At 31.5% G+C, this 20364-nt stretch carries 18 protein-coding genes; 6 read left to right on the top strand and 12 right to left on the bottom strand.

Translation table 11 applies throughout. The features are described 5' to 3' along the window. Positions 1-525: 525 nt before the first annotated feature. From B3J26_RS10250 to B3J26_RS10230, 5 genes are all read left to right on the top strand, one after another. Positions 526-2154: a helix-turn-helix domain-containing protein gene (locus B3J26_RS10250; protein WP_291074430.1), complete on the top strand. Its 1629-nt coding sequence runs from the start codon at positions 526-528 to the stop codon at positions 2152-2154. Positions 2155-2551: 397 nt separating this feature from the next. Then, the gene (locus tag B3J26_RS10245) at positions 2552-3043 is read left to right on the top strand and encodes a hypothetical protein (protein ID WP_291074427.1); all 492 of its coding nucleotides are present in this window, start codon (positions 2552-2554) and stop codon (positions 3041-3043) included. Next, positions 3040-3456, top strand: coding sequence for a DUF5675 family protein (locus B3J26_RS10240; RefSeq protein WP_306822320.1), 417 nt, complete (start codon positions 3040-3042; stop codon positions 3454-3456). Before B3J26_RS10245 ends, B3J26_RS10240 begins: the two co-directional genes overlap by 4 nt. Continuing rightward, a complete protein-coding gene (locus B3J26_RS10235) occupies positions 3443-3670 on the top strand; it encodes a hypothetical protein (protein WP_115000470.1) in 228 nt (75 codons plus the stop codon). The genes B3J26_RS10240 and B3J26_RS10235 overlap by 14 nt, the downstream gene beginning before the upstream one ends. Before the next feature lie 275 nt (positions 3671-3945). After that, on the top strand, positions 3946-4125 hold the full coding sequence (locus tag B3J26_RS10230) for a hypothetical protein (protein ID WP_286496310.1): 180 nt from the start codon (positions 3946-3948) through the stop codon (positions 4123-4125). Between the two features lie 192 nt (positions 4126-4317). On the opposite strand, the gene B3J26_RS10225 is transcribed toward B3J26_RS10230, so the two are convergent. Then, a complete protein-coding gene (locus B3J26_RS10225) occupies positions 4318-4812 on the bottom strand; it encodes a thermonuclease family protein (protein ID WP_291072125.1) in 495 nt (164 codons plus the stop codon). 83 nt (positions 4813-4895) lie between these two features. Here B3J26_RS10225 and B3J26_RS10220 point away from each other — a divergent pair, with 83 nt between their 5' ends. Further along, a complete protein-coding gene (locus B3J26_RS10220; protein ID WP_291072123.1) occupies positions 4896-5699 on the top strand; it encodes a hypothetical protein in 804 nt (267 codons plus the stop codon). A 149-nt stretch (positions 5700-5848) separates the two neighbouring features. Here the strand turns inward: B3J26_RS10220 and B3J26_RS10215 are convergent, their stop codons facing one another. From B3J26_RS10215 to B3J26_RS10165, 11 genes are all read right to left on the bottom strand, one after another. Continuing rightward, the gene (locus B3J26_RS10215; protein ID WP_291072121.1) at positions 5849-6274 is read right to left on the bottom strand and encodes a DUF6943 family protein; all 426 of its coding nucleotides are present in this window, start codon (positions 6272-6274) and stop codon (positions 5849-5851) included. A 1290-nt stretch (positions 6275-7564) separates the two neighbouring features. Further along, positions 7565-8428, bottom strand: coding sequence for a hypothetical protein (locus B3J26_RS10210; protein WP_291074425.1), 864 nt, complete (start codon positions 8426-8428; stop codon positions 7565-7567). Continuing rightward, entirely contained in the window at positions 8425-9246 is an 822-nt protein-coding gene (locus B3J26_RS10205; RefSeq protein ID WP_291074423.1) for a HipA family kinase, read from the bottom strand. Before B3J26_RS10205 ends, B3J26_RS10210 begins: the two co-directional genes overlap by 4 nt. 107 nt (positions 9247-9353) lie before the next feature. Further along, positions 9354-11372, bottom strand: coding sequence for a Piwi domain-containing protein (locus tag B3J26_RS10200; protein WP_291074421.1), 2019 nt, complete (start codon positions 11370-11372; stop codon positions 9354-9356). A gap of 111 nt (positions 11373-11483) precedes the next feature. Then, positions 11484-12107 carry a hypothetical protein gene (locus B3J26_RS10195; RefSeq protein ID WP_291074419.1) on the bottom strand — a complete coding sequence of 208 codons (624 nt, stop codon included), beginning with the start codon at positions 12105-12107 and terminating at the stop codon, positions 11484-11486. Beyond that, positions 12097-13557, bottom strand: coding sequence for a PglZ domain-containing protein (locus B3J26_RS10190; protein ID WP_291074417.1), 1461 nt, complete (start codon positions 13555-13557; stop codon positions 12097-12099). Before B3J26_RS10190 ends, B3J26_RS10195 begins: the two co-directional genes overlap by 11 nt. Beyond that, on the bottom strand, positions 13547-16318 hold the full coding sequence (locus B3J26_RS10185; RefSeq protein WP_291074415.1) for a helicase-related protein: 2772 nt from the start codon (positions 16316-16318) through the stop codon (positions 13547-13549). Before B3J26_RS10185 ends, B3J26_RS10190 begins: the two co-directional genes overlap by 11 nt. Positions 16319-16326: 8 nt before the next feature. Continuing rightward, a complete protein-coding gene (locus tag B3J26_RS10180) occupies positions 16327-18972 on the bottom strand; it encodes a DNA methyltransferase (RefSeq protein ID WP_291074412.1) in 2646 nt (881 codons plus the stop codon). 14 nt (positions 18973-18986) lie between these two features. Next, positions 18987-19418 carry a hypothetical protein gene (locus B3J26_RS10175; RefSeq protein ID WP_280037780.1) on the bottom strand — a complete coding sequence of 144 codons (432 nt, stop codon included), beginning with the start codon at positions 19416-19418 and terminating at the stop codon, positions 18987-18989. A 1-nt stretch (position 19419) separates the two neighbouring features. After that, positions 19420-19806, bottom strand: a complete 387-nt coding sequence (locus B3J26_RS10170) for a helix-turn-helix domain-containing protein (protein ID WP_280037778.1) — start codon at positions 19804-19806, stop codon at positions 19420-19422. Positions 19807-19821: 15 nt separating this feature from the next. After that, the gene (locus B3J26_RS10165; protein WP_280037777.1) at positions 19822-20364 is read right to left on the bottom strand and encodes a hypothetical protein; all 543 of its coding nucleotides are present in this window, start codon (positions 20362-20364) and stop codon (positions 19822-19824) included.

Raw genomic sequence — 20364 nt, 5'->3', positions numbered from 1 at the left:
ATGAATAAAAATGAAAATAAGATTCTTTGATAAGCTCAGAATGACAAAATCCATCACGAAAGAGAACGAAGAAATTAATAAGAAAAAACAAACAAACCTTATTTCAAAATTTTAATTTTGCTTACCACATTACCACATTACCACATACTCCCAACATCAAGGCAAGATGAAGGCAAGATGAAGGCAACATAGTGGCAGTAGAGTGGCAATAAAGTTGAGGTAATAAAAAAGAGAAGTAAAACTTCTCTTTTTTATTCATCATTTAAGTTTCTTTGAAGTAATCGATTAGACTTATTTGTTCAAAGACATTCAAAACTAGAGATATTTATAGAACAACAAAGATTACAACAAGTACATTTTATAAAAAGAATGTATAATTTATAAATTATACACTTTTAAACGATTAAGTACTTAATAAACGATTTACGATATAAAATAAAGTATTTTAGTAGTAATCAATAGATCTATACCATGAAAAGAGTTGTAGTGTACACATACATACTCTTTCTACTTCCGCTTATAACAATGGCTAATCAAGTTGATTCCTTAGCCTCAAAAGATAATGCCTATCTAATAGAAAAATTGGATGCATTAATAGATGAAAAGCATCATCCAAATGCGATGATCTATGTGCAAGCGTATATAAGAAATGCTAAAAAAGAAAAGGATAAGCTAAATTTATTTTATGCTTATAAAGAAGGAATCTTTTTTTCAAGTCATTTAAATACTCAAATAGAATATGCAGATAGTGCGATAATTACTGCCCGGAAATTAAAAAACAAAGATTTAATAGCAACAGCTTTATTATCAAAAGGGCTAGCCTATTACAAAGCAAAAGATTATAGAGAGGCGTTACAAAATTATTTATATGCAGATCAGGAGTTAAAATATTCAAAAGACCAATATTTATTACATAAAGTAACATTTAATATGGCAATGATAAAAATCAAATTAAATCAATGTAACCAAGCAGAAGAATTGTTGCTGAAATGTAAAAACTTTTTTCAATCAAAACCAGAGAACAAAGATTACCAAGCCTATTTATTAAATACAATATATCAATTAGCATCTCTCCATCAAGAAGTTGGTAACAAAGCAAAAGCGAAAGAATTGAATCAATTAGGATTAAATAAAAGCAAACTTGAAAATAACGAATTTTTCCATAGATACTTTACGATAAATAAAGCAATTGATGAGTTTTTAAATGATCAATTTGTGACGTCTATTCAATTATTATCAACTAAAGAAGATATTTTAATAAAAACGAATGATTTTAATACACTAACCAAAATTTATTACTACAAAGCAAAGGCATTTGATAAATTGAATAATCAACAACATAAAATAATATATTTTAACAAAATAGATAGTATTTTCAATAAATTCAACTTCTTAGAAATTAAATACAGACCAATATACGAAAACATTTTAGATGAGGCATTAGCAGCTTCTGATACGAGCAGACAGTTATATATTGTCAATCAATTACTAAAAATGGATGAGTTAAATTATAAGTTAGATGCAGAAATGATACAAGTGGTGTACAAAGAATACGACACAGTGCAATTGCTCAAATTAAAGGAAAAAATATTGAATAAATCTCAAAAATTATATTACGTATTGGCTACGTCTTTTACTGGAATTATAGTATTGATCGTAGGAATTGTAAAAACGAGAAATAAAAATAAACATTTAATCGATAAATACAATCTGTTTATTAAAGAATCTGCTCAATCAAGTTACAAAGAACGGAAACCATCGATTAAAGATGAAGATGAATTGAACAAAGAGGCATTTGAAAGTTTATTGTTAAAATTTGAAGAATTTGAACAAAATAAAGAATTTTTAAACCCTAATATAACAGTGGTTAGTTTAGCAAAATCTTTTTCAACGAATACCACTTATTTATCAAAATGTGTCAATCAGTACAAAGGAATTAATTTTTCATCGTACATCAATCGGTTGAGAATAAAATTTATTACTGATTTATTGCAAGAACAGCCACAATACCTTAATTATAGTGTAGGGGCATTAGGAGAAATAGTAGGTTATATGAATCCCAGACAATTTTCAAATGTATTTTACAGTGAAACAGGTTTAAGACCTTTAGATTTTATTAAAATTCAAAAGCAAAAAAATATAGAGAGTATATAATGGCTTATTAATGTAATTTATTGACATACAGGCATTAAAAAGGACTTAGCTATTGCTTTAAACATATTGCTGTTGCAACTTTACAAAACCATTGCGCAATGGAGATCAATGTTTAATTAAAAATTTAAAAAAATGGCAAAGCAAAAAGGCTTTTTAAAACTTAGAGGTTCAATCGGAGATTTAAACTTCTACAAATCAAAAGATGGTTATATGGTAAGAGAAAAAAGTTCTATAGACCGTAATACCATAATGAGTGATCCGCGATTTCAGCGTACCAGAGAAAATATGCAAGAATTTAAGAATGCAGGTACTGCTGGAAAAACACTACGAAACGCATTCAATGCGATCATAAAAAAATGCAAAAGACAGCAAATTATCAAGTCGTCTCACAAAAGTAATGCATGGTATCCTAAAAGAAGATACTACAAATGCTCGTGGACAAAGAAATGTACACAAAGGAAATCAATTACTGATGAAAGGCTTTGATTTTAATGCAGGGGCATCATGGTTAAAAACGGTCTTAATTCCTGTACAAGTAGATATAGAACGTACTTCTGGTGAAACAAAATTTACATTAGAAGCATACAAACCCTTAGATGTGATAATAGCACCACAAGGAGCTACCAATTACCGATTTGTAGCAGCTTCTACAGAAATTGATTTTGTGAAGAACGAATACATTACCAAAACATCGTATACCGATTATTATCCATACGATGAGGTTGAAGTGAATGATGTAGAATTGTTGAACAATCTTTCTCCAAATTCAGAGCATACAATCGCTTTAGCAATTGGAATCGAATTCTACCAAGAGGTGAATACCGTTTTGTATCCATTAAAAAATGGAAGTTTTAATGCAGCACATTTAATCGAAATCAATTTACCATGATGACAATTGTAGTAGAACGAATGTATTATCCGAATGGTACAAATGGTAGCTTATTCATCAACGATAAGTTTATTTGTTATACGATCGAGTTACCATGGAAGGAGAACGAACCCCGCAATTCATGTATACCAGAAGGATGTTATGCAATCCAAAAGAGAAGCTCACCAAAATTTGGTCAACATTTTCTGATTACAAATGTACCCAATCGTTCATTGATTTTGATTCATCCTGCCAATCATGCAAAAACTGAATTACAAGGATGTATAGCTCCAGTAACCATATTAACAGGTGAAGGGAGAGGAGAGTTATCAAGAAAAGCATTTACAAAACTTAAAACTCTAGTAAATGATAAACTTGATCGTGATCAAAAAGTAAGTTTAAGGATTAAAAGTAAACAACATGACAATTATTAATCGCTTTACAGCACCTACACCTAAATTATTCCAACAACTACGAAATATAGGATTAACCTTAGCTGCAATTGGAGGTGTATTAATTGCTGCTCCTATAGCATTACCAGCAACATTAGTGACCATAGGAGGTTATTTGACCGTAGCAGGAGGAGTAATATCAGCTGTCAGTCAATTGACGGTAAACGACAAAAACCAAAGTAATGATGATGAATAATAGTAATACATCGTTAATTGTTGGAACGATAGGAGGAACAATGACAAGTTTGGTAGCGACCATTCAGTGGGAACAACTTGTTTATACGATTTGTATGGGAATAGTAGGAGCAATATGCAGTTATGGAACATCATATTTACTGCATAAGAAAAACAACCCTTACGACGAAGACTAAGTGTTTGATTACAAGTAAGATTTGGAAATCTTATTTTATTGATGTAAATTTTAACAACATTCATTTAAGTTTCATTGAGGTAATGCTAATTATTACAGAAATGAAAAATAACGAATTACAAAGAATGGTGATTTATCCGAAAGATGTATCAATTATTACGGGAAAGGGGTATAGGCAAAGTCTACGCTTACTCAATAGAGCAAAGCAGATAATCGGTAAAGAGAAAAAAGACTTCCTAACTTTTGACGAATTTTTGATTGCTTTTAAGATGAAATCGTAAAACCAAAAATGAAAAAGGTTCTCAATTTTATTGAAAACCTTTTTCTATATAACATAATTTTTAATAAGTATTATTTCCCGATGCAAAAAGTAATTAATATTGATATTCAGATAGTTATGTGCTTTGGGTAACAAATAGGCAACAAAATTATAGAAATTGTACAGAAAACAAAGGAAAATAACTGATTCTCAATTAGAAATTTTTAACATAAGAATATAGCCCTAACCTTTCTGATTTTGCTTTCAGATTCAATTCTTGATATAATGGTAACTGATTACAATGTATTTTATTATAGGCTTTAGCAAAGCCAAATTTAATCATTTCTTCGTTTATTATCCTTCCATCTTTTAAAATTAAATATCCTAAAGTTCTTCCGTATTTATCTTTCGTATTATCACGTTCTTGAATTAAGGTTACTGGATCATTTATCTGAACTAATGTTTTTAAAAATTCTAATGATTTATAACCTAATTCAATTAATAATCTTCCTGATACTGATGTTTCCAATTCGTCTTGTTTTAGTTTTTTACAAGGTGTTAATTCTGGAGCATCAATACCATAAAATCTAATTTCAATTACTTCGTTCGTAATTAAATCTTTTACAAAAATTCCATCCCCATCATTGTATTTTTCAATTTTAAGATGCGTTTTTGAAATAGTCTGACCGATTACATTTAATTGCTTCACATTGCACTTGTTAACATTCTGATTATCAATTATTTATATGTAAATTTACGATAATAATTTGTAACTATTTAATAATTAATATTATGGCTAGACAGAGTGGACACATTAAGTATGTTGGAACGTTAGGAGACGTTAGACATTTTAAGATTAAAGGAAACAAAGGTTTCTATGCTGGGTTAAAAGGTGGACCTACTGCACAACAAATTGCAAGCGATCCTGCTTTCGTTCGTACTCGTGAAAATATGAATGAGTTTGGTGGTAGTGCTACTACTGGTCGTTCATTTAGAACAAGTATTGCAAATCTAATTCGTAATAATGCTGATAGTCAAGTGACAGGTCGTATTACTGCGGTTATGAAGAAAATTAATTTAGAAGATGGTTCAGAAGCCAGAGGTCAAAGAGCAATTTTAATTACTGCTGCTCCTCAATATTTAGAAGGTTTTGAATTCAATAAATTTTCTTCTTTAAATGGTGTTTTTAATGCTCCTTACACAATTACTTCAAATGTAGATCGTGATGAGTCAACATTAGCAATTGCACCATTTAATCCATTGGATAATATGTTTATTCCTGCTGGTGCTACGCATTTTAGAATTATCAATGCTATTACGGTTTTATCTGACTTTGCGTACAATCCTTTAACTAAGTCTTACGAACCAAAAGATAACGTAAATAATGGATTGACTGCTACAGCTGATTCGGGTTATTTACCTGTAAATGCAATGACTTCTGCAATTTCTGTTGCTACGACATTGCCAGGTTCTCCAACCCTTTCTGCTGATGTTTCTGTAGTTAATATTTTAGCGGTTGAGTTTTACCAAGAAGTAAATGGAAATTATTATTTATTTGCTCAAGGTAACGCAATGAAGGTTGTAAAAATATTCTAATTCATCATTAGAGATTAGAGGTTTCGGAAAATTGAAAAGCCTGCTCGTTTGAGTAGGCTTTTACTTTTTGCATTAATTTTCCTATATTGATTAATCATCTATTAAATATGTGTTGATTATCTATCGTTTAAATACGAAATAAAGGCGTTTTAACGCCTTTTAATATATCGGTATAGAATTATTCTTTTAGCTTCGGAAATGAGCTGTAATGTTTCTAAATATTGTCTTTCTTTTTGCTCTAATTCTTTAATAGCTTTTACCGATTTTTTAAACAGGGGTAAATTGGCATTTGCTTGTATTAATCCGTTTTTGATGATGGATTTACAATCGTTAATAGTTACAAATAAAATCACTGATCCTTTCAAATAATTGTAGTAGGATTTAGATTTGAATAATCCATCGCATAAGGTTTTGAAAAATTGCTTTTCTTCTTCGGAATTTGTACGTAATACATAGCAATTTGCACAAGGTTCATCCAACGGTTTGCCGCTGTTTTTACCTTTATTCAGAATGTAAAATTCAAATTGTGATTTTTGATTCTTGGGGCTGAAAGTTTTTAATTCAAATTTTTGCATAATACGAGCTTTAAAATTTATTGCTCGCTCACGCTTCGCATCATTTTTTCAAAAGAAAACAGAAAAAAAACGGAAAAAAAAAGAAAAAGAAAGCCGCTCAAAAGGCTGGTGAGGCAAAGCAGTCAAGGTTTTTGGATAAAAAATACAACCTGTATAGGTGGAGATTTTTTATCCAAAACCCGTAGGGCTTGACCTTTACGGCTTTGTGCGTTAGCAGTACCGAAACAGCCTAACTTGCTTTCCTTTTTATTTTTTGAAATATGATGTGATTGCCTCATCTTCTAAAGGATGACTGATGAAAAAATGTGCAGAAGCTGTTTTCCTTTTCCAACTTAAAAGTTGATTTATTGGATAATATTTTCAGCACTTATTCTCTAACATATCGTCTTGTTAATTCGAATGAGTTGGAAATACTGGGTAGTATTTGATTAAGATATTTCCTAACATTTCGTCTTGTGGTAAACTTTGAGTTCTTGGTACTACCTCTCACAACTCTTGGGGCAATTAACTCCAGAAAAAAATAAACTATACCAAAATCAAATGTGGAAATGGTGCGGTGGCAAGTGTAGTGAATGCCTGAGAATGAACTATTGCTTACCTTTATCAAAAAGGAGCAGGCAAAATGCGAACTGCAAGTTTACAAAGATTGCGAAGTTTGCAAAGCAAGCAATAATAATTTGTAGACTGTATGTGAGCATCTGCCTGCGACCACTATAAATAAAGCAATAAGAATGGAAAGGCTGAACTACTCTTGCAGCACCATTTAGTCGATGTGGGTGCTATGTAATGAAATGGAATAGCATCCTACAATAGCCGACACCACTAAAAAATCATAGTTTAATTTTTTTCTGACCATTGAAAAGGGTGGTGGGGAGTTGTGGAAATAAAACGGCTTTTCTTAAAGGCAGAAACGTTCAATTTAGCACGAACGCCTATGGTACTGGCTATTTTACATAACGTTATTATAGTGGGCTTGTCCCCGTAGCCTTTAGGACTATAATGCCACGTTATGTAACTTAGCTTACGCCAATTTTAGTACTGGCATAAGCGAAACGGTGGTGGTGGTTGGAGTGTAGCGTTTTTTTGCTTGTGAAATGAGGAGGCTTGCTCTTTGCTTAGTAAGGAACGTAACTAAGCAATGTGCAATAAAGCCGACGAATGAACATTGCAAAAAATATGACAGTATAAAATGGCGGCAGTACCATAGAATAGAATGGATAAACCTTCAATTTTGCTGAAACTTAAAAGCCGTTTTATTTCATAAAAAAAAGGAGCTAAATGCCCCTTGTTTTATTCTATAAAAGTTGATGCTTTTTTTGATAATATCAATTCTGCGATGCTAGTTGATTCTTCTGAAGTTTTTACTTTGATAATATCATCTTCTTTTCTAATTGAATTCCATAAACGATACTCATCAGTATTAACCTTTGGTTCATCAGCAATTAAAAAGAACTGATTAACATCTAATCCTTTATGGTATTTCTTAGATAGATGAGCAATTATACTAATGTAAGTATTTAAGTTTTTATGAATGGTATCTTTAGATTGATTAAAGGATATTGATTTTGCTCCAATTAAAACTCCATTTTTTCCAACACAATCTAATTCGAATGTATTAATTAATGTAGGAATAATATCATTATCTAATTTGATATTGGTATGAACTTTTTCTTCAACTCTATCTATTAAATTTGTTTTAATTCTTTTATGAAAATTCTCTTCAATTATTTTTTTCTCAGAATTCAAATCTTCAGTAAAAATGGATTTATCAACGAACATACTGAAAATTTTAGAAAATTCATTTTCCGTATTTTTTAATGCTATAAATTTAGGAGTTGTAAATTCAATAATTCCGTTTGAATATCTAGAAAGATAATCAAAATATAAATCGTTGAATTTATAATCAACATTTAATAGACCATTTTTATACGAATCAAAATCTTTATTTGAACTCTCTAAGTTTTGTTTTATTTCCTTAATAATTAAATCAAAAAATTTACTCTCAATATCAACTAAAGATTTAGCTGTAGAAATTTTTTGCTTTGAAAACTGAACTTTGAATTTGAATTCATTGAATACAACAACACCAATAGTCAAGCTATCGCCTGATAATTGATTTGTTCTAACCTTAATTAATGTATAAAATGATTTCATTTTCTTATGTCGTTAATTATATATAATAATGTATTAAAAACTTCTTCTATCCTTAATTCGCTAAATAAATAACGTTTAATTATATCTCTATCTTGTTCTAAAATTGAAAAATATTCAGGTATATTATTGAAGATTTCATTTATATTTTGCCTTACATTATCAATGCAAAGATAAAAATATTCTTTAAGATGACTAATCCAATCTTCGTTAATATTTAAGGACTTAACAATTGATATGCCAACTTCAGAATACAATATTGAATCATTATCACTAAAACTCAAATATTCATCTGATAAGCTATTAAAAGTCAAAGAAGCAAAAGTAAATGCGTGATCGATTGCATATAATTCAAATTTATTATTATCTATACTACACAATAAATTATTATTAGTAGGTTTTCTATCATCATTCTCAATCCAAATATCAAATAATGCTATATAAATTATTGATTCAATATTTTGAAAATTACGTAAGGGAACTTTTCCACTAAAACTAAATAATCTATTTAATTCAAACTGATTTTCAATGAAATGACAACCAAAATAGAATTCAGAATATCTGAATCGTATATCTTCTGTAGAAATTTTATCATATAAATCATTATCTATATTGCATAAATAAACATTTGGAGTTTTAATATTCCAACAATCTAATAGTAAACTACATAAGTATTCTTTTTGTAAAGAAATGGTATCATTTATTGAGTTTTTAGGTTTTAAAATAATTTTATCGAGATCCTCATCCAACATTAAATAAGGACTGTGACCATCTGTTTGATATCTTTGTACAACAGAACCTATTGTTTTTGCTAGAATCAAAATTAATATGTATTAATATTATTGGTTATTATATGTTAGATTGTAAATATAAATAATTTTCAAACAATTAATTATTATTCAATTACGAATCTACTAGTATTTCTTTCTTACAAAAACCACAGGTTGTTTTTTCCGAAGTCGGGTAATTTGTCGCCTTCGAAGTGTGGGAATATTTGTGCTACCATTTCTGGGTATTTGATGGTTACAGGTAAGTTTTGTTGCTTAACTGATTTCCAATACATTCTGCTGAATTGATACACTTGGTCTATTAATTCTTTTACGTTGTTTACATTTTCTAAATAATCTTTGTCTGTACAGTATAATGCCAATTTTACTGGAAATGGATATGCTATTGGTTTGCCTTCTACTGAATATCTTGTATTGTTGTACAATAAATATTTTAGTTTACTGATTTGCAATATTGTTCCACTTATTGGCATTAATTCTGGTGATTGGGTATCAAATGCTACATAATCTGATGATTCTGTTTTGTTGATAGAAATAATAATGATTGGAATATCTAGGTTTAATCGTTTTAATGTTTGTTGTATAGGGTCTATTTCATCCTTTCCTATTGGTTTGTAATAATGAATGATTAATCGTTCGGCTTGGTTGTTATTATCTATAACAAATTTTAGCACCTGCTTTCCTATTGCTCCTGCTATTAAATCTATTTCGTTGTTTCTGAAACAATCAAATCCTTTGAATTCTCCTTTGTTATTAAAACAGAATGCACTGCCTACATAACGTGTGTTGAATTGAGCCGATTTAAAAGCTCCTACACCAATGATTAATTCTTGCTTTAGCTCTCTATCCAAACGCCAAGGAATACCGTCTATTTTGGCTAATAAAGCGGGTGTAATGTTCTCTAAGAATGCTCCGAAATAATTGTTTTTGATGCTTTCTTTATAAATTACTTGTGAGGAAATATCTTGCTTTAATAATTCCTCTTTGATTTGGTAATACAACTGTACATCTTGCTCGGATTCTTTATGAACAGGACTCACATAGATGGCTACATATCGTGTATTGGGTTCTTTTTTGAAATGTATGAGATGTTGCTTTAATTCTACTAAAGCTGTTTTAATGTCCTTATACGCTAAGCTGTTGTCTTTATCCATATGGAATGGTTGACAAATATGTTTAGCTAATGGCGGAAAAAATGTTTTATAACCTTCGGTAAAATAAGTGTATAAAGGTTTTACATATTCTTGTCTATCAGGCTGATGATATATAAAAAAGAACTTCACGTGTTGATGTGGGCTTGGTTGATAAGGCCCAAACTTTTTGATGCCGATTTTTGGATCTATTTCGCTATTTGTGCCAAACCTTAAATTATTGGAATGGTAATGCGTAGCATATACCTTTTCGGCTGGTATTGGGTAAAAGTTATCTGATGGATTTATAAAACTTAATGTGCTGTTGTTTACATATTTCTTCTTAAAATCATTGATTAACTGATAATAGGTTTTGTATCTGTTGGTTGATTTATCAATCGTATGTTCTATTCCTAAAATGTTTTTTAGTCCGATGTTTAGCACTGGATATACTTCTTCCAAATGTAATTTTGCTTCGTTATGTAGTTTATCGAAACTTAAAATCTCGTTTCTGAATATTACTTTTTTGAAATGATGGGTTGGAATATTAAATGTGTTGATGGATTGTGTAGCTACCTTAGATACGCCATCATACGCTATTAATAACGCTAAGTTATTGATGAGGTATGAATATTCTATTTTTAACGTGTATTTATCGTAAGTGGTGTACTCTGTTTTAGATAGTTGGGTGTTCTTCATCCAAACTTCGATGTCTTTTACAAAGTTTAGTTTTACCGCATCTACCAATGGCGAAATATAACGCAATAGCTGTTGCGTATAAAAGTGTTTGGCAAATTTGGTTGATTTGGATAAATCTATGGTTGTGGTGAATGCAGCATCTTGCCCAATTTCAAATGAAGTATAATAAAATTTATCTTTTATTTCCTCTTGATGATTGTCCCATAATTCGCAAGGTAATTCGCTTCTGTGTAATGGATATGAACCTTCGAACTTCTCTGTATAAAAGCTACATTGTAAAGTAGCGTTATTGATCTCTAATGGTATTAAATTTATCGTAAGTTGCTGCATATTTCATCGTGATTAATTAGGGTTATCGGTACTGAATGCTTACAACTAATTTACAATATTTTAGGGAAATAAAAAAGGAGCAAATTTTTGCTCCTTTTAGAAATATTTATACTAATAATTTTTCAAGAAAATCAAATAAGGTTCTGAATACTCATCCCAGATGAATGAATTTAATTCTGCGTTGAATTTTAATGATTCTTTGTATAAATCTATGCTTAGGGAAGATGTACAATGAAATTGTTTATTTACTTCATATAAACCCTGCTTTGGTCTATGAAGAATGTTTGCTTCAATAAACATTGGTATAACGCTATATAATCCAATTTCAGTGGCTCTATTTCCACCATATACATTGGAAATGCTTTTAGAAATCGTTTCTGTATTGACTAGGTCTTGTACCGCTAAATATTTACCGAATGTTCGTAATACGTCAAATGAAAACGGGAACGATGCATTCAATAAAGCAATTAATATTAAATTTCGATCATCTTTTCTTTTCAAAACATTTAAAATCTCTTCTTTATGTTGATCTACATAAGGTACTAAGGGATTTTTTAAAATTATTTTATTGATGATTCGTAATGACTTTTTAATTCTATTCTCTCCTGTAAAATCAAGGTGTAATTGTTCTAAGATATATTGCTCATCATACTCCCCACCAAGATAGCTCTGTAATGCAACATGCAAAGCATCTAAAGGTATACGTTGATTGATATCTATGGATTTACTCTTCATTATTTTTAATTTCTATAAATGGAATAAGCACTTCTAAAACATGTGCTCCTCCATGCGTTACTAAAGTATCCTTGTTAGAGAAACTAAGGTTATTTTTGAAATAGAGCGCGTTTTCTTCAGATACTACAAAATTTATAAGTTCTGGGTTATTATTGAATAGTTCATCTTTTAACCAGGTATCTGTATATTCAATATGTCGTTCGCTTCGACTACCTGATTTATTGGTACCTAATTTTTCCTTCCCTACTAATGATCTCCAAGATTTAGCTTCTATATTGCCGTGATCGGTTGTCAAAAATACTTTAAAATTGTTTTTTATTAATAGTTCTATGTCATTAAATAGTGACGTTTTCTCTATCCAATTCATTGTCAAATCATATAAATCCTTATAATCATCGGAACTGTGCATTTTATCGTCTAACTCTTTATATACAACCGCAATTTTAGAATAGTTTAGGTTATTTTCTTCTAAGCTTTCACTATGAAAATAGGTGATTTGATGCTTAGGAATTCCTTTTGATATCCAATAGTTCTCCCACATTTTTCTTTCATTTGCAGGAGCCTGTTTATATTCCACTAAAGGATTAGATCCTCTGAAAATTGCTTGTCTTGAAAGTTGCGTAATAGAAGGGATCCACGAATAAATGGTTTGCTCAGTAGCTTCAACATCTAACTTTTCTTTCAGCAATACATATTGCCAATACGCTAATCCATCGACTACAATTAATGCTATTTTGTCCTTTATATAATTAAAGGCTATATGATCTAAAACTTTGGATACTATTTTAGGTTTCTTTACAGCACTCGAATTTTTAATGTGCTTATAATTCACTTCCAATTCTACTTGGAAAGATTCATTTACTTCTGTAATTAGTTCGGCATACTTATTTAAAGTTCCCTTTTTGATTGTTCTTTTGATTAACTCAGCTATATCACGTGCAATGGTATTCCAATTAATGGGTGTATCTGCTAGTGTTTCTTTAATAATTTCAACTAATTGATTTTCTTGTTCGTCCTCGTTTTCTATGAGGCTTTCTGAACGTAATTTTTCAATTAATTTTACAGTATCTGCTTTATTTAATGGAATAAAAACCTCTTGTTTGAAAATTTTATTCAATAATTTTATATCTAAATCCTTTATAGATGGTACATGTAAAAAATTGAAATAATGCTCTAAAGACCATATTAATGCAGAAGAATTTGCTGTAATATCTGGTAAAAAACCATTATTATCGTCATTAATTAAAACACAATATTCTTCCTCATTTCTTAATTCATAATGGATGCGTAACTCTAAATTGGTTCCACATACTACTTCAATACCAAAATTCTTTAAAGCAGCAATGATGTCTTTACGTTTTAAAAATCCATCAGAATTTTCGACACGAAGAACTTTTGAATGATAAGATTTTAAATCCTTTGCGATTTGGTATATGAAATTATTCTCCATCTATACGTATTGTCATCAATAATTTAGAACCAGGAATAACATTACGATATTCTTTCATTTTTGATAACCAGTTGTTGTGTTCTTGGTCTAATCGTTTTAGTTTTGATTCTTTAATGTTTTCAATTCCAATTTTCTCTATTCTTCTTTTTTGTACGTTGTAAGCGTTCTCTTTATTTTTTAATTTTTTAACCAAATTTTCAATTAATTCCGCCTCTAATTTTTTGAATGTTTCGTATAATACCTCATTCACTTTATTTTGGATATCTTGCCAATTCTCAGGGTGTAAAGTAGATTGAAACGAAAAGTTATCCTTTAAACTCATCAATCTCGACCAAATATCATTGGCATAAGCTGTATATTGTTTGCCATTATCTGCCACAAAACAACTGATGTAATCTATTTTTTGATCTAACTGATTTTTAGCACTTACTTGCCATAAACTCCAATACCCAGAAGTTTCATCTGATTCTTTCGACTTTACAACAGGAATTCCTTTATCGATAGAAAATTCAGAAAGTTGATTTAATAAACTTTTGATGGTGTCATGCTGTAAGGTAATATGCTCCACATCTGGATTATTTAAAGCTACTTCTGGATCAAAAGTAATTTTCTTCTTTTGCCCATTTTCACCTAAAATAGCATAGCCTAAAGTCGTTGTGGTATAAGAAGTACCTTTAATTTGCGCATAAGTGGTATATAAATTTTCTAACCAAATAGGCAATGGACTGTGTTTTACATCCGCTGCTTTTTTATACTCAATTTCTTCTTCTTGAACTAAAGGTAAAATGCCTTCTGTTGATTTAAACTCTTTTAATTTACTTTTAATCTCATGCATCCATCTATCACTTGCAAAATCAAATCGTTCTGGGTTTAATAAACTTTGTAAATACAATTGATTGACCTTTTTCATATCAATTGCTGAATCCAATACATCCGATGATTTATCAATCCCAAATTGTTCTAAAATATTGGTAAGCTTTTCTTCAATTACCTCATAAACTCTTTGGTCTACACTGTTGTTGGTTAATAAATTAAATGCTTGTACAGGATGTTTCTGCCCGATACGGTCTACACGACCGATACGTTGCTCGATCATCATAGGATTCCATGGTAAATCGTAATTGAAAATGACATGGCAAAATTGCATGTTCAGCGATTCCCCCGCAGCATCTGTGGCTATAAGAATTTGTTTATCTGTTTTAAAAGAAACCAGCGCTCGTTTACGTTCATCTAAATCTTGACCTCCGTTTATAAATGCCACTTGATATCCTTTTTTAGAAAAGATATCCACTAACATTTTTTGTGTTGTTCTAAATTCTGTAAACACCAAAATCTTAAGATTGGTGTCGTTTTTTTCCTGTTGTAAGGCTTCAAATTTCTTTAATAGCGCTTCTGCTTTGGCATCAATTTCTGTTGCTAAACACTCTTTCGCTTGCGTGATTAATTGAACTAAAATCGCTTCTTCATCTTCTAAACCATCTGAAGCATTAAAATAGATTCCTTCAAAATCTAAGTCGATTAACTCTTCTTCAGTAGCCCTTTCATAATCATCTGACCAATCGTTATCTGCTTCTAACAAATTATTTTGCAAACGGTATAATCTCTTTTCCATTGCGGATAGAATGGCTAAAGTAGAACTACTTACCAAACGTTGGAAAAGAATCATAATCAGTCCAGTTGCTTTATTCTTTGAACGTTTAGCAGTATTGAAACCTTTGATGACATATTGGGTTACCGCTTGGTACAATGCCATTTGTTTGGCATGTTTGTTTATATCCAGCAACACATCCAATTTGTAGGTGAACCGTTCGTTAAACAATTTATTTCCTTCGTAATCGACTGCATTTCTTTTTTCTGTACGGATTACATATTGTTCTAATTCTGAAATTTCCGGTAAACCATCACCAGCAAAGGCATCTGGATCTAATAATTGTAAAATACGTCTGAAATGATCTGCTTTCCCTCTATGTGGTGTTGCCGTTAATAACAAAACATTTGGTACAGCATTGCACAATTCTTGCGCCAATACATACCTTGAAACTAAGGCATTGGCTCCACCCATTTTGTGTGCTTCGTCTATAATCACCAAATCGAAATCGGCATTCAGAACCGCATCCATACGGTAACGGTTGTATTCGTCTATGCGTTCTTGTGTCCAGCCTTGTCTACGGTCTAATGGTTTTAACGCATCGGTAGAAACAATGACTTGGTGGTGTTGACGCCAAAAGTTAAACTCTTCATCGGCGTTGATGTTTGAAAAAGTACGTGCTAAAGAAGTAATCATTTCTGAATCGTAGATATGGAAAACCTCGTTAAAATGCTCTTTTAACTCGGCTTGCCATTGCAGCATAGAGGATTTGGGAACGATAACCAATACCCGTTTGATTTCGCCTCTTAGTTTTAATTCCTTCAGGATTAGTCCTGTTTCTATGGTTTTTCCCATTCCCACTTCGTCTGCCAGCATGAAACGATTTTGTTCGGCTTGCATTACTTTCTCTAACACTAAGATTTGATGTGGCAAAGGCACCAAACTGCTTTCGTAAGGTGCAAGGATATTTTTCTTGGCTACCTCATCTTTTATCTTAGCCGCCAAAGCCACATAACGAATATGTGGCAGGTGGATGGTTTGCTCGTCTTCTTGTAGTTCTTGAAAAGGAACTTCTATGAATGTATTATTTTCTAAAAGACGTATCCAGGCAATTTTATGCCCGAATACCTCTTTTGTTCCTATGAGTTCGCAGGGTTGGTTTTGATACAGCATCGTAGAATTTAGATTTTTGCAGAAGCAATATCGTAGAATTGTAATAAGACCTCGTCTTCCATTAATAAATTATTTGGAATACGATCGCCTATGGTTACTATCGTTTTAAAATCTTTATCTTGGTAGCATTGTTTAAACCCTACACGTAGGGCTTCTACACGTACTTCTTTTAGCTTACCTTTTGGTTTGGCCGCTTCCGTTTTATAGTCTTCGAATATTTTTAATAAACGTTTCTCTCTTAATTGTTGTTTTTGAGCGGCGTTATGAATATCCGGAACATACCATTTCCCCGTATCGTCTTTTAAGAAGTTTTCTTCTAATATTTGGCGCATCTCTGGTAAGCTATCTCCTTTGCGCATGTTACCCGCTACTTCGCGCATCCATAATGGATGTAAGTCTTGTTCTGTTTTCGGTTGTTTCTCTAACAATTGGCGTAACCAATAAACGGCATCTTGTTCTGAACCGACAAATAAACTCATTTGGATAAACTCTGGAACTTCTGCTTTCTTGCGCTCGTATTCTTCTACTTGTTCTTGGGTAAAGTACATACCATCGCGCTCTACAAAACGTTCTTTTAAGCCTTCTTGGAATTTACCTGCATCGATAGGTACAGGCAATGAACGTTGTACATAAAAGGCAATTAAACGGTCAAATAAAATTTTTGCACTACGTTCTACTACCGCTGTAGTCGCATTGTCTTTGACCAAATGGATTGGTAAATGCGATAAATGCTCTTCTACAAAATTCCATACGCCCATTGCTGAATGTTGCGATTGTTGGAATTTGGTGTCGAATTCTGAAGACGGTTTGTAACACGAAATAACTAAATCTTGTTTAACTGCCGTTGTATATGTCATAGATTTTATTCCTCCGTGTTTTTTGTCTAAGGCCGCAACATTAGCAACTACAAACCCAGCATTTACTAAAGCAGTTTGAATACCGTTCCATACAGCCGCCGAAGTATTTGAAAATTCTACTGTCATCCACTTCCCAGGCTTTAATATTCTATAATAATCTTTAAAACAATCGATCATTAACTTTTGATACTCTAATGTTGACTTATTTTGTGATGAATTTTCAATGGCCTCTGGTTTATTGTCTGTAAAAACACCTAACCAAGATTCCCAAATATAATTTAACTCAGAATACATAATATTAGCGCCAAAAGGAGGATCAGTGAATATATAATCAATAGAATTATCCTTAATTTGATTAGATTGAGCAGGATTTGTTGATGTAATTACACCTGAATTATCCCAAGAAAAATTAGGAATTTTAGATTTGATTAAATCAAAAAAGTTTTGTTCAACATATTCGCTCGAAACATATAGGGTCCCACTAAGAGGTCCATTCACTTCACCATGTGGTGTTCTTGGTTTCAAAACATATCTATTTAATTTTGTCAGGTTTCTAGATAAAATACTAGTTGCAACAAACTTTTCTTGCAGATTAAGTTGTGACCATAATTCTGATATCAATATTAAATTTCTTTTTGTATAGAAATGATGAATATGAGTAATTCCATTAGATTTAATCGGTTGGCTTAAATTGTAACCATCTGGTAATTTATAATGTGGTACCCAAGCCTCTATTTTTAACCCATTAATTTTAGTAATTAACTCAAGATCAATATCGTCAATATTCTTGAATAATCTTTTTCTATTAAATGTATAATTAACAAAAACAGGTCGATAATTTATTTGGGAAACCACGTCTTCTATCACATTATCATAATTTGTTGACCATGATTTTGTAATAGAATTCTTACTTAATAGCGATTGACATTTAGGACAATTAAACTCCTTTTTCATTCTTCCGTTAACAGTATCTGCTGTCTCATCCCATAACGTAATTTCATGATTACAATCCGGACATTGCACCACTTCGCTCCATACAATAAAGTTTATTCTCCCTGTAGCTCCATTTGTATGTTTTGTTTCATACATCCAGCTGTATTTATCATTCAGTTTTTCTAATTTATCTAAAATTGATTTTTCAATTAAATTTGTCTGATATTTACTATTTAAATTCGCAGAAATAAAAGTTGCTGCTGGTGCTAAATCTGAAACAACCGCATTTCTTTTTCCCCAAATAGGATACTGTTTATGTACAGAGAAATATTCTTGATTTAATTTATTTTTTAAATCTGCATCAGGATTTTCGCATTGACTTGCCGCCACACCTGTCATTCCTGTTCCTGCAAAACCATCAAATACTACATCACCCGGTTGTGTGTAATGTAATAAATAACGCATTATTGCTGGATGTGGCACCTTAGTATGATAAGTATGTAATGTATAAAATGGATTATTTTTACCCTCGCTTACATCCGCAGCATAGGGTTCAGTTACTTCAAAATCAGGTACCCGTTTTCCTTCTTTTTCTAATTGTTTTTTTTCCTCTTCCCATTCTGCAATAAAATCGTTGATCCAAGGATTGGGGCAAGCGGTATAAAATGGAGGATCGGATAGGTTGATGATGTCCTCATCGTCCCCTATTGGGAAACCTTCTATCTCTTTTAATTCTGGTAATTTTTTGCGTAACTCTTCACGGAAATACGCACGTCTTTCTTCGTCGTTGGCAAATGTTTTGCCTAAGACGGTTACTGGACCATTGTTATGTTGATCTTCTTTTTGGAATAAATCTAATGTCATGTGTAAGAATTGGGTTATTGGTTATTCGTTAGCATCTTCATTGGAGAAACTACAGGAATGATGATGTTATGGATGCCTTGGTTGGCTAATTTTTCGAAAAGAATACCTCTTGTCGTAGAAAGCGCAATGCCTAAAATGGTTGCAATAATGGTTGCAGAAAATTTAGGTAATCCTTTTTCGTTGATGGTATAAAAATCTTCTAAATTTTCGATAAGAAAATGATACTCCATGTCTAATTGCAATAATTGCTCTTCCGAATCATTTCGGAATGAGCAACTCATGTCTAATTTTAGCCTTTTATCTTCTAAATTGTGCATTAAACGATGTGCAATGTTCAGTTTATGATCGACTGTATTTTTAAAAGCTTGCGTATTGATATTAAACTCACGAATTTCCAAGTGAAATAAGTGAATCAAATCTGCATCTATTTTTAGTTTATTTTCCATGTTACAAGGCAATTTCGTATGCTTGATCTGCATAAGATTCTTGGTAATCGTTTACCTTTTGTGCATAGTCTTCCGCACCTTTGATCGTACCCAAATACACGTATTCGTATTGTTTGATTGGCTCGGTATGTACTAAACAGATACCTAACGCTTGCTCCATTTTGATGATGCTTTTTAGCGTTAAGTTGTGCATACCCGAAAGCCATTTAGATACTTCGGATGGCGTTTTATCCATTGCTTTTGCTAAGTCTTGGGATTTCCATCCTTTAGCTTCCATTGCAACACGTACTTTTTCGGTAATTGCTAAGTTTTTCTCAACGAACTTATCAATTTCTGGATCACCGTATTGGTCTAACCAATCTGAAATATTATGATTTGACTTTTTCATGCGCTCTGTTTTATATTAATCCCATTGAAGTAAAAAATCATCATCTACTTCTATTTCTGTATAATCATTAATCCAACGAATTTCTTTATTTTGAAATGCTACGTCTATTAATTCAGTCAATTTATTTGCCATTTTAAAATGTGATCTAACATTCTCACATTCTTGCGCTTTCTCCGCCGTTTTAATGTCTCCATTAAATAGAAAAACTACATATTCATTAGCTCTCAAGCAGTATAACCTTAGATTATTTGGTTTATTTTCCTCAGTACCTGTTTCCTCATTGTATTCCACATAAACCGGTTCTTTGTTTACACCTTGAGGAGGTAAAGCGGATGCATGGGCTGTTTCTGCTTCGTTTCTAAAATATTGTTCTTGAGCACCAATTTTATCACCAATGACTTTAATCCAAGCTAAAATATGTTTTAATTTTTCTTTATTTTCATCGGTATGTTTATCCACAAAAGCATCGAACAATGCAATACCATCATTCACAGCAACTGTATAATAAGTTACCTTACGATATGTGTTTACCCAAATTATTTCTGCAAAGTTATTCAC

The organism is Empedobacter sp. UBA5987 (assembly GCF_002429865.1).
In the GTDB taxonomy this organism is placed as follows: Bacteria; Bacteroidota; Bacteroidia; order Flavobacteriales; family Weeksellaceae; genus Empedobacter; species Empedobacter falsenii_B.
This window is presented reverse-complemented; position numbering and strand designations above follow the sequence as displayed.

Bases quoted from the DNA above. Each gene is read 5' to 3' on its own strand.
- B3J26_RS10235 (WP_115000470.1), top strand. From the start codon at position 3,443: ATGACAATTATTAATCGCTTTACAGCACCTACACCTAAATTATTCCAA.
- B3J26_RS10190 (WP_291074417.1), bottom strand. From the start codon at position 13,557: ATGGAGAATAATTTCATATACCAAATCGCAAAGGATTTAAAATCTTAT.
- B3J26_RS10215 (WP_291072121.1), bottom strand. From the start codon at position 6,274: ATGCAAAAATTTGAATTAAAAACTTTCAGCCCCAAGAATCAAAAATCA.
- B3J26_RS10175 (WP_280037780.1), bottom strand. From the start codon at position 19,418: ATGGAAAATAAACTAAAAATAGATGCAGATTTGATTCACTTATTTCAC.
- B3J26_RS10220 (WP_291072123.1), top strand. From the start codon at position 4,896: ATGGCTAGACAGAGTGGACACATTAAGTATGTTGGAACGTTAGGAGAC.
- B3J26_RS10180 (WP_291074412.1), bottom strand. From the start codon at position 18,972: ATGACATTAGATTTATTCCAAAAAGAAGATCAACATAACAATGGTCCA.
- B3J26_RS10200 (WP_291074421.1), bottom strand. From the start codon at position 11,372: ATGCAGCAACTTACGATAAATTTAATACCATTAGAGATCAATAACGCT.
- B3J26_RS10230 (WP_286496310.1), top strand. From the start codon at position 3,946: ATGAAAAATAACGAATTACAAAGAATGGTGATTTATCCGAAAGATGTA.
- B3J26_RS10210 (WP_291074425.1), bottom strand. From the start codon at position 8,428: ATGAAATCATTTTATACATTAATTAAGGTTAGAACAAATCAATTATCA.
- B3J26_RS10250 (WP_291074430.1), top strand. From the start codon at position 526: ATGGCTAATCAAGTTGATTCCTTAGCCTCAAAAGATAATGCCTATCTA.
- B3J26_RS10245 (WP_291074427.1), top strand. From the start codon at position 2,552: ATGCATGGTATCCTAAAAGAAGATACTACAAATGCTCGTGGACAAAGA.
- B3J26_RS10185 (WP_291074415.1), bottom strand. From the start codon at position 16,318: ATGCTGTATCAAAACCAACCCTGCGAACTCATAGGAACAAAAGAGGTA.
- B3J26_RS10195 (WP_291074419.1), bottom strand. From the start codon at position 12,107: ATGAAGAGTAAATCCATAGATATCAATCAACGTATACCTTTAGATGCT.
- B3J26_RS10170 (WP_280037778.1), bottom strand. From the start codon at position 19,806: ATGAAAAAGTCAAATCATAATATTTCAGATTGGTTAGACCAATACGGT.
- B3J26_RS10240 (WP_306822320.1), top strand. From the start codon at position 3,040: ATGATGACAATTGTAGTAGAACGAATGTATTATCCGAATGGTACAAAT.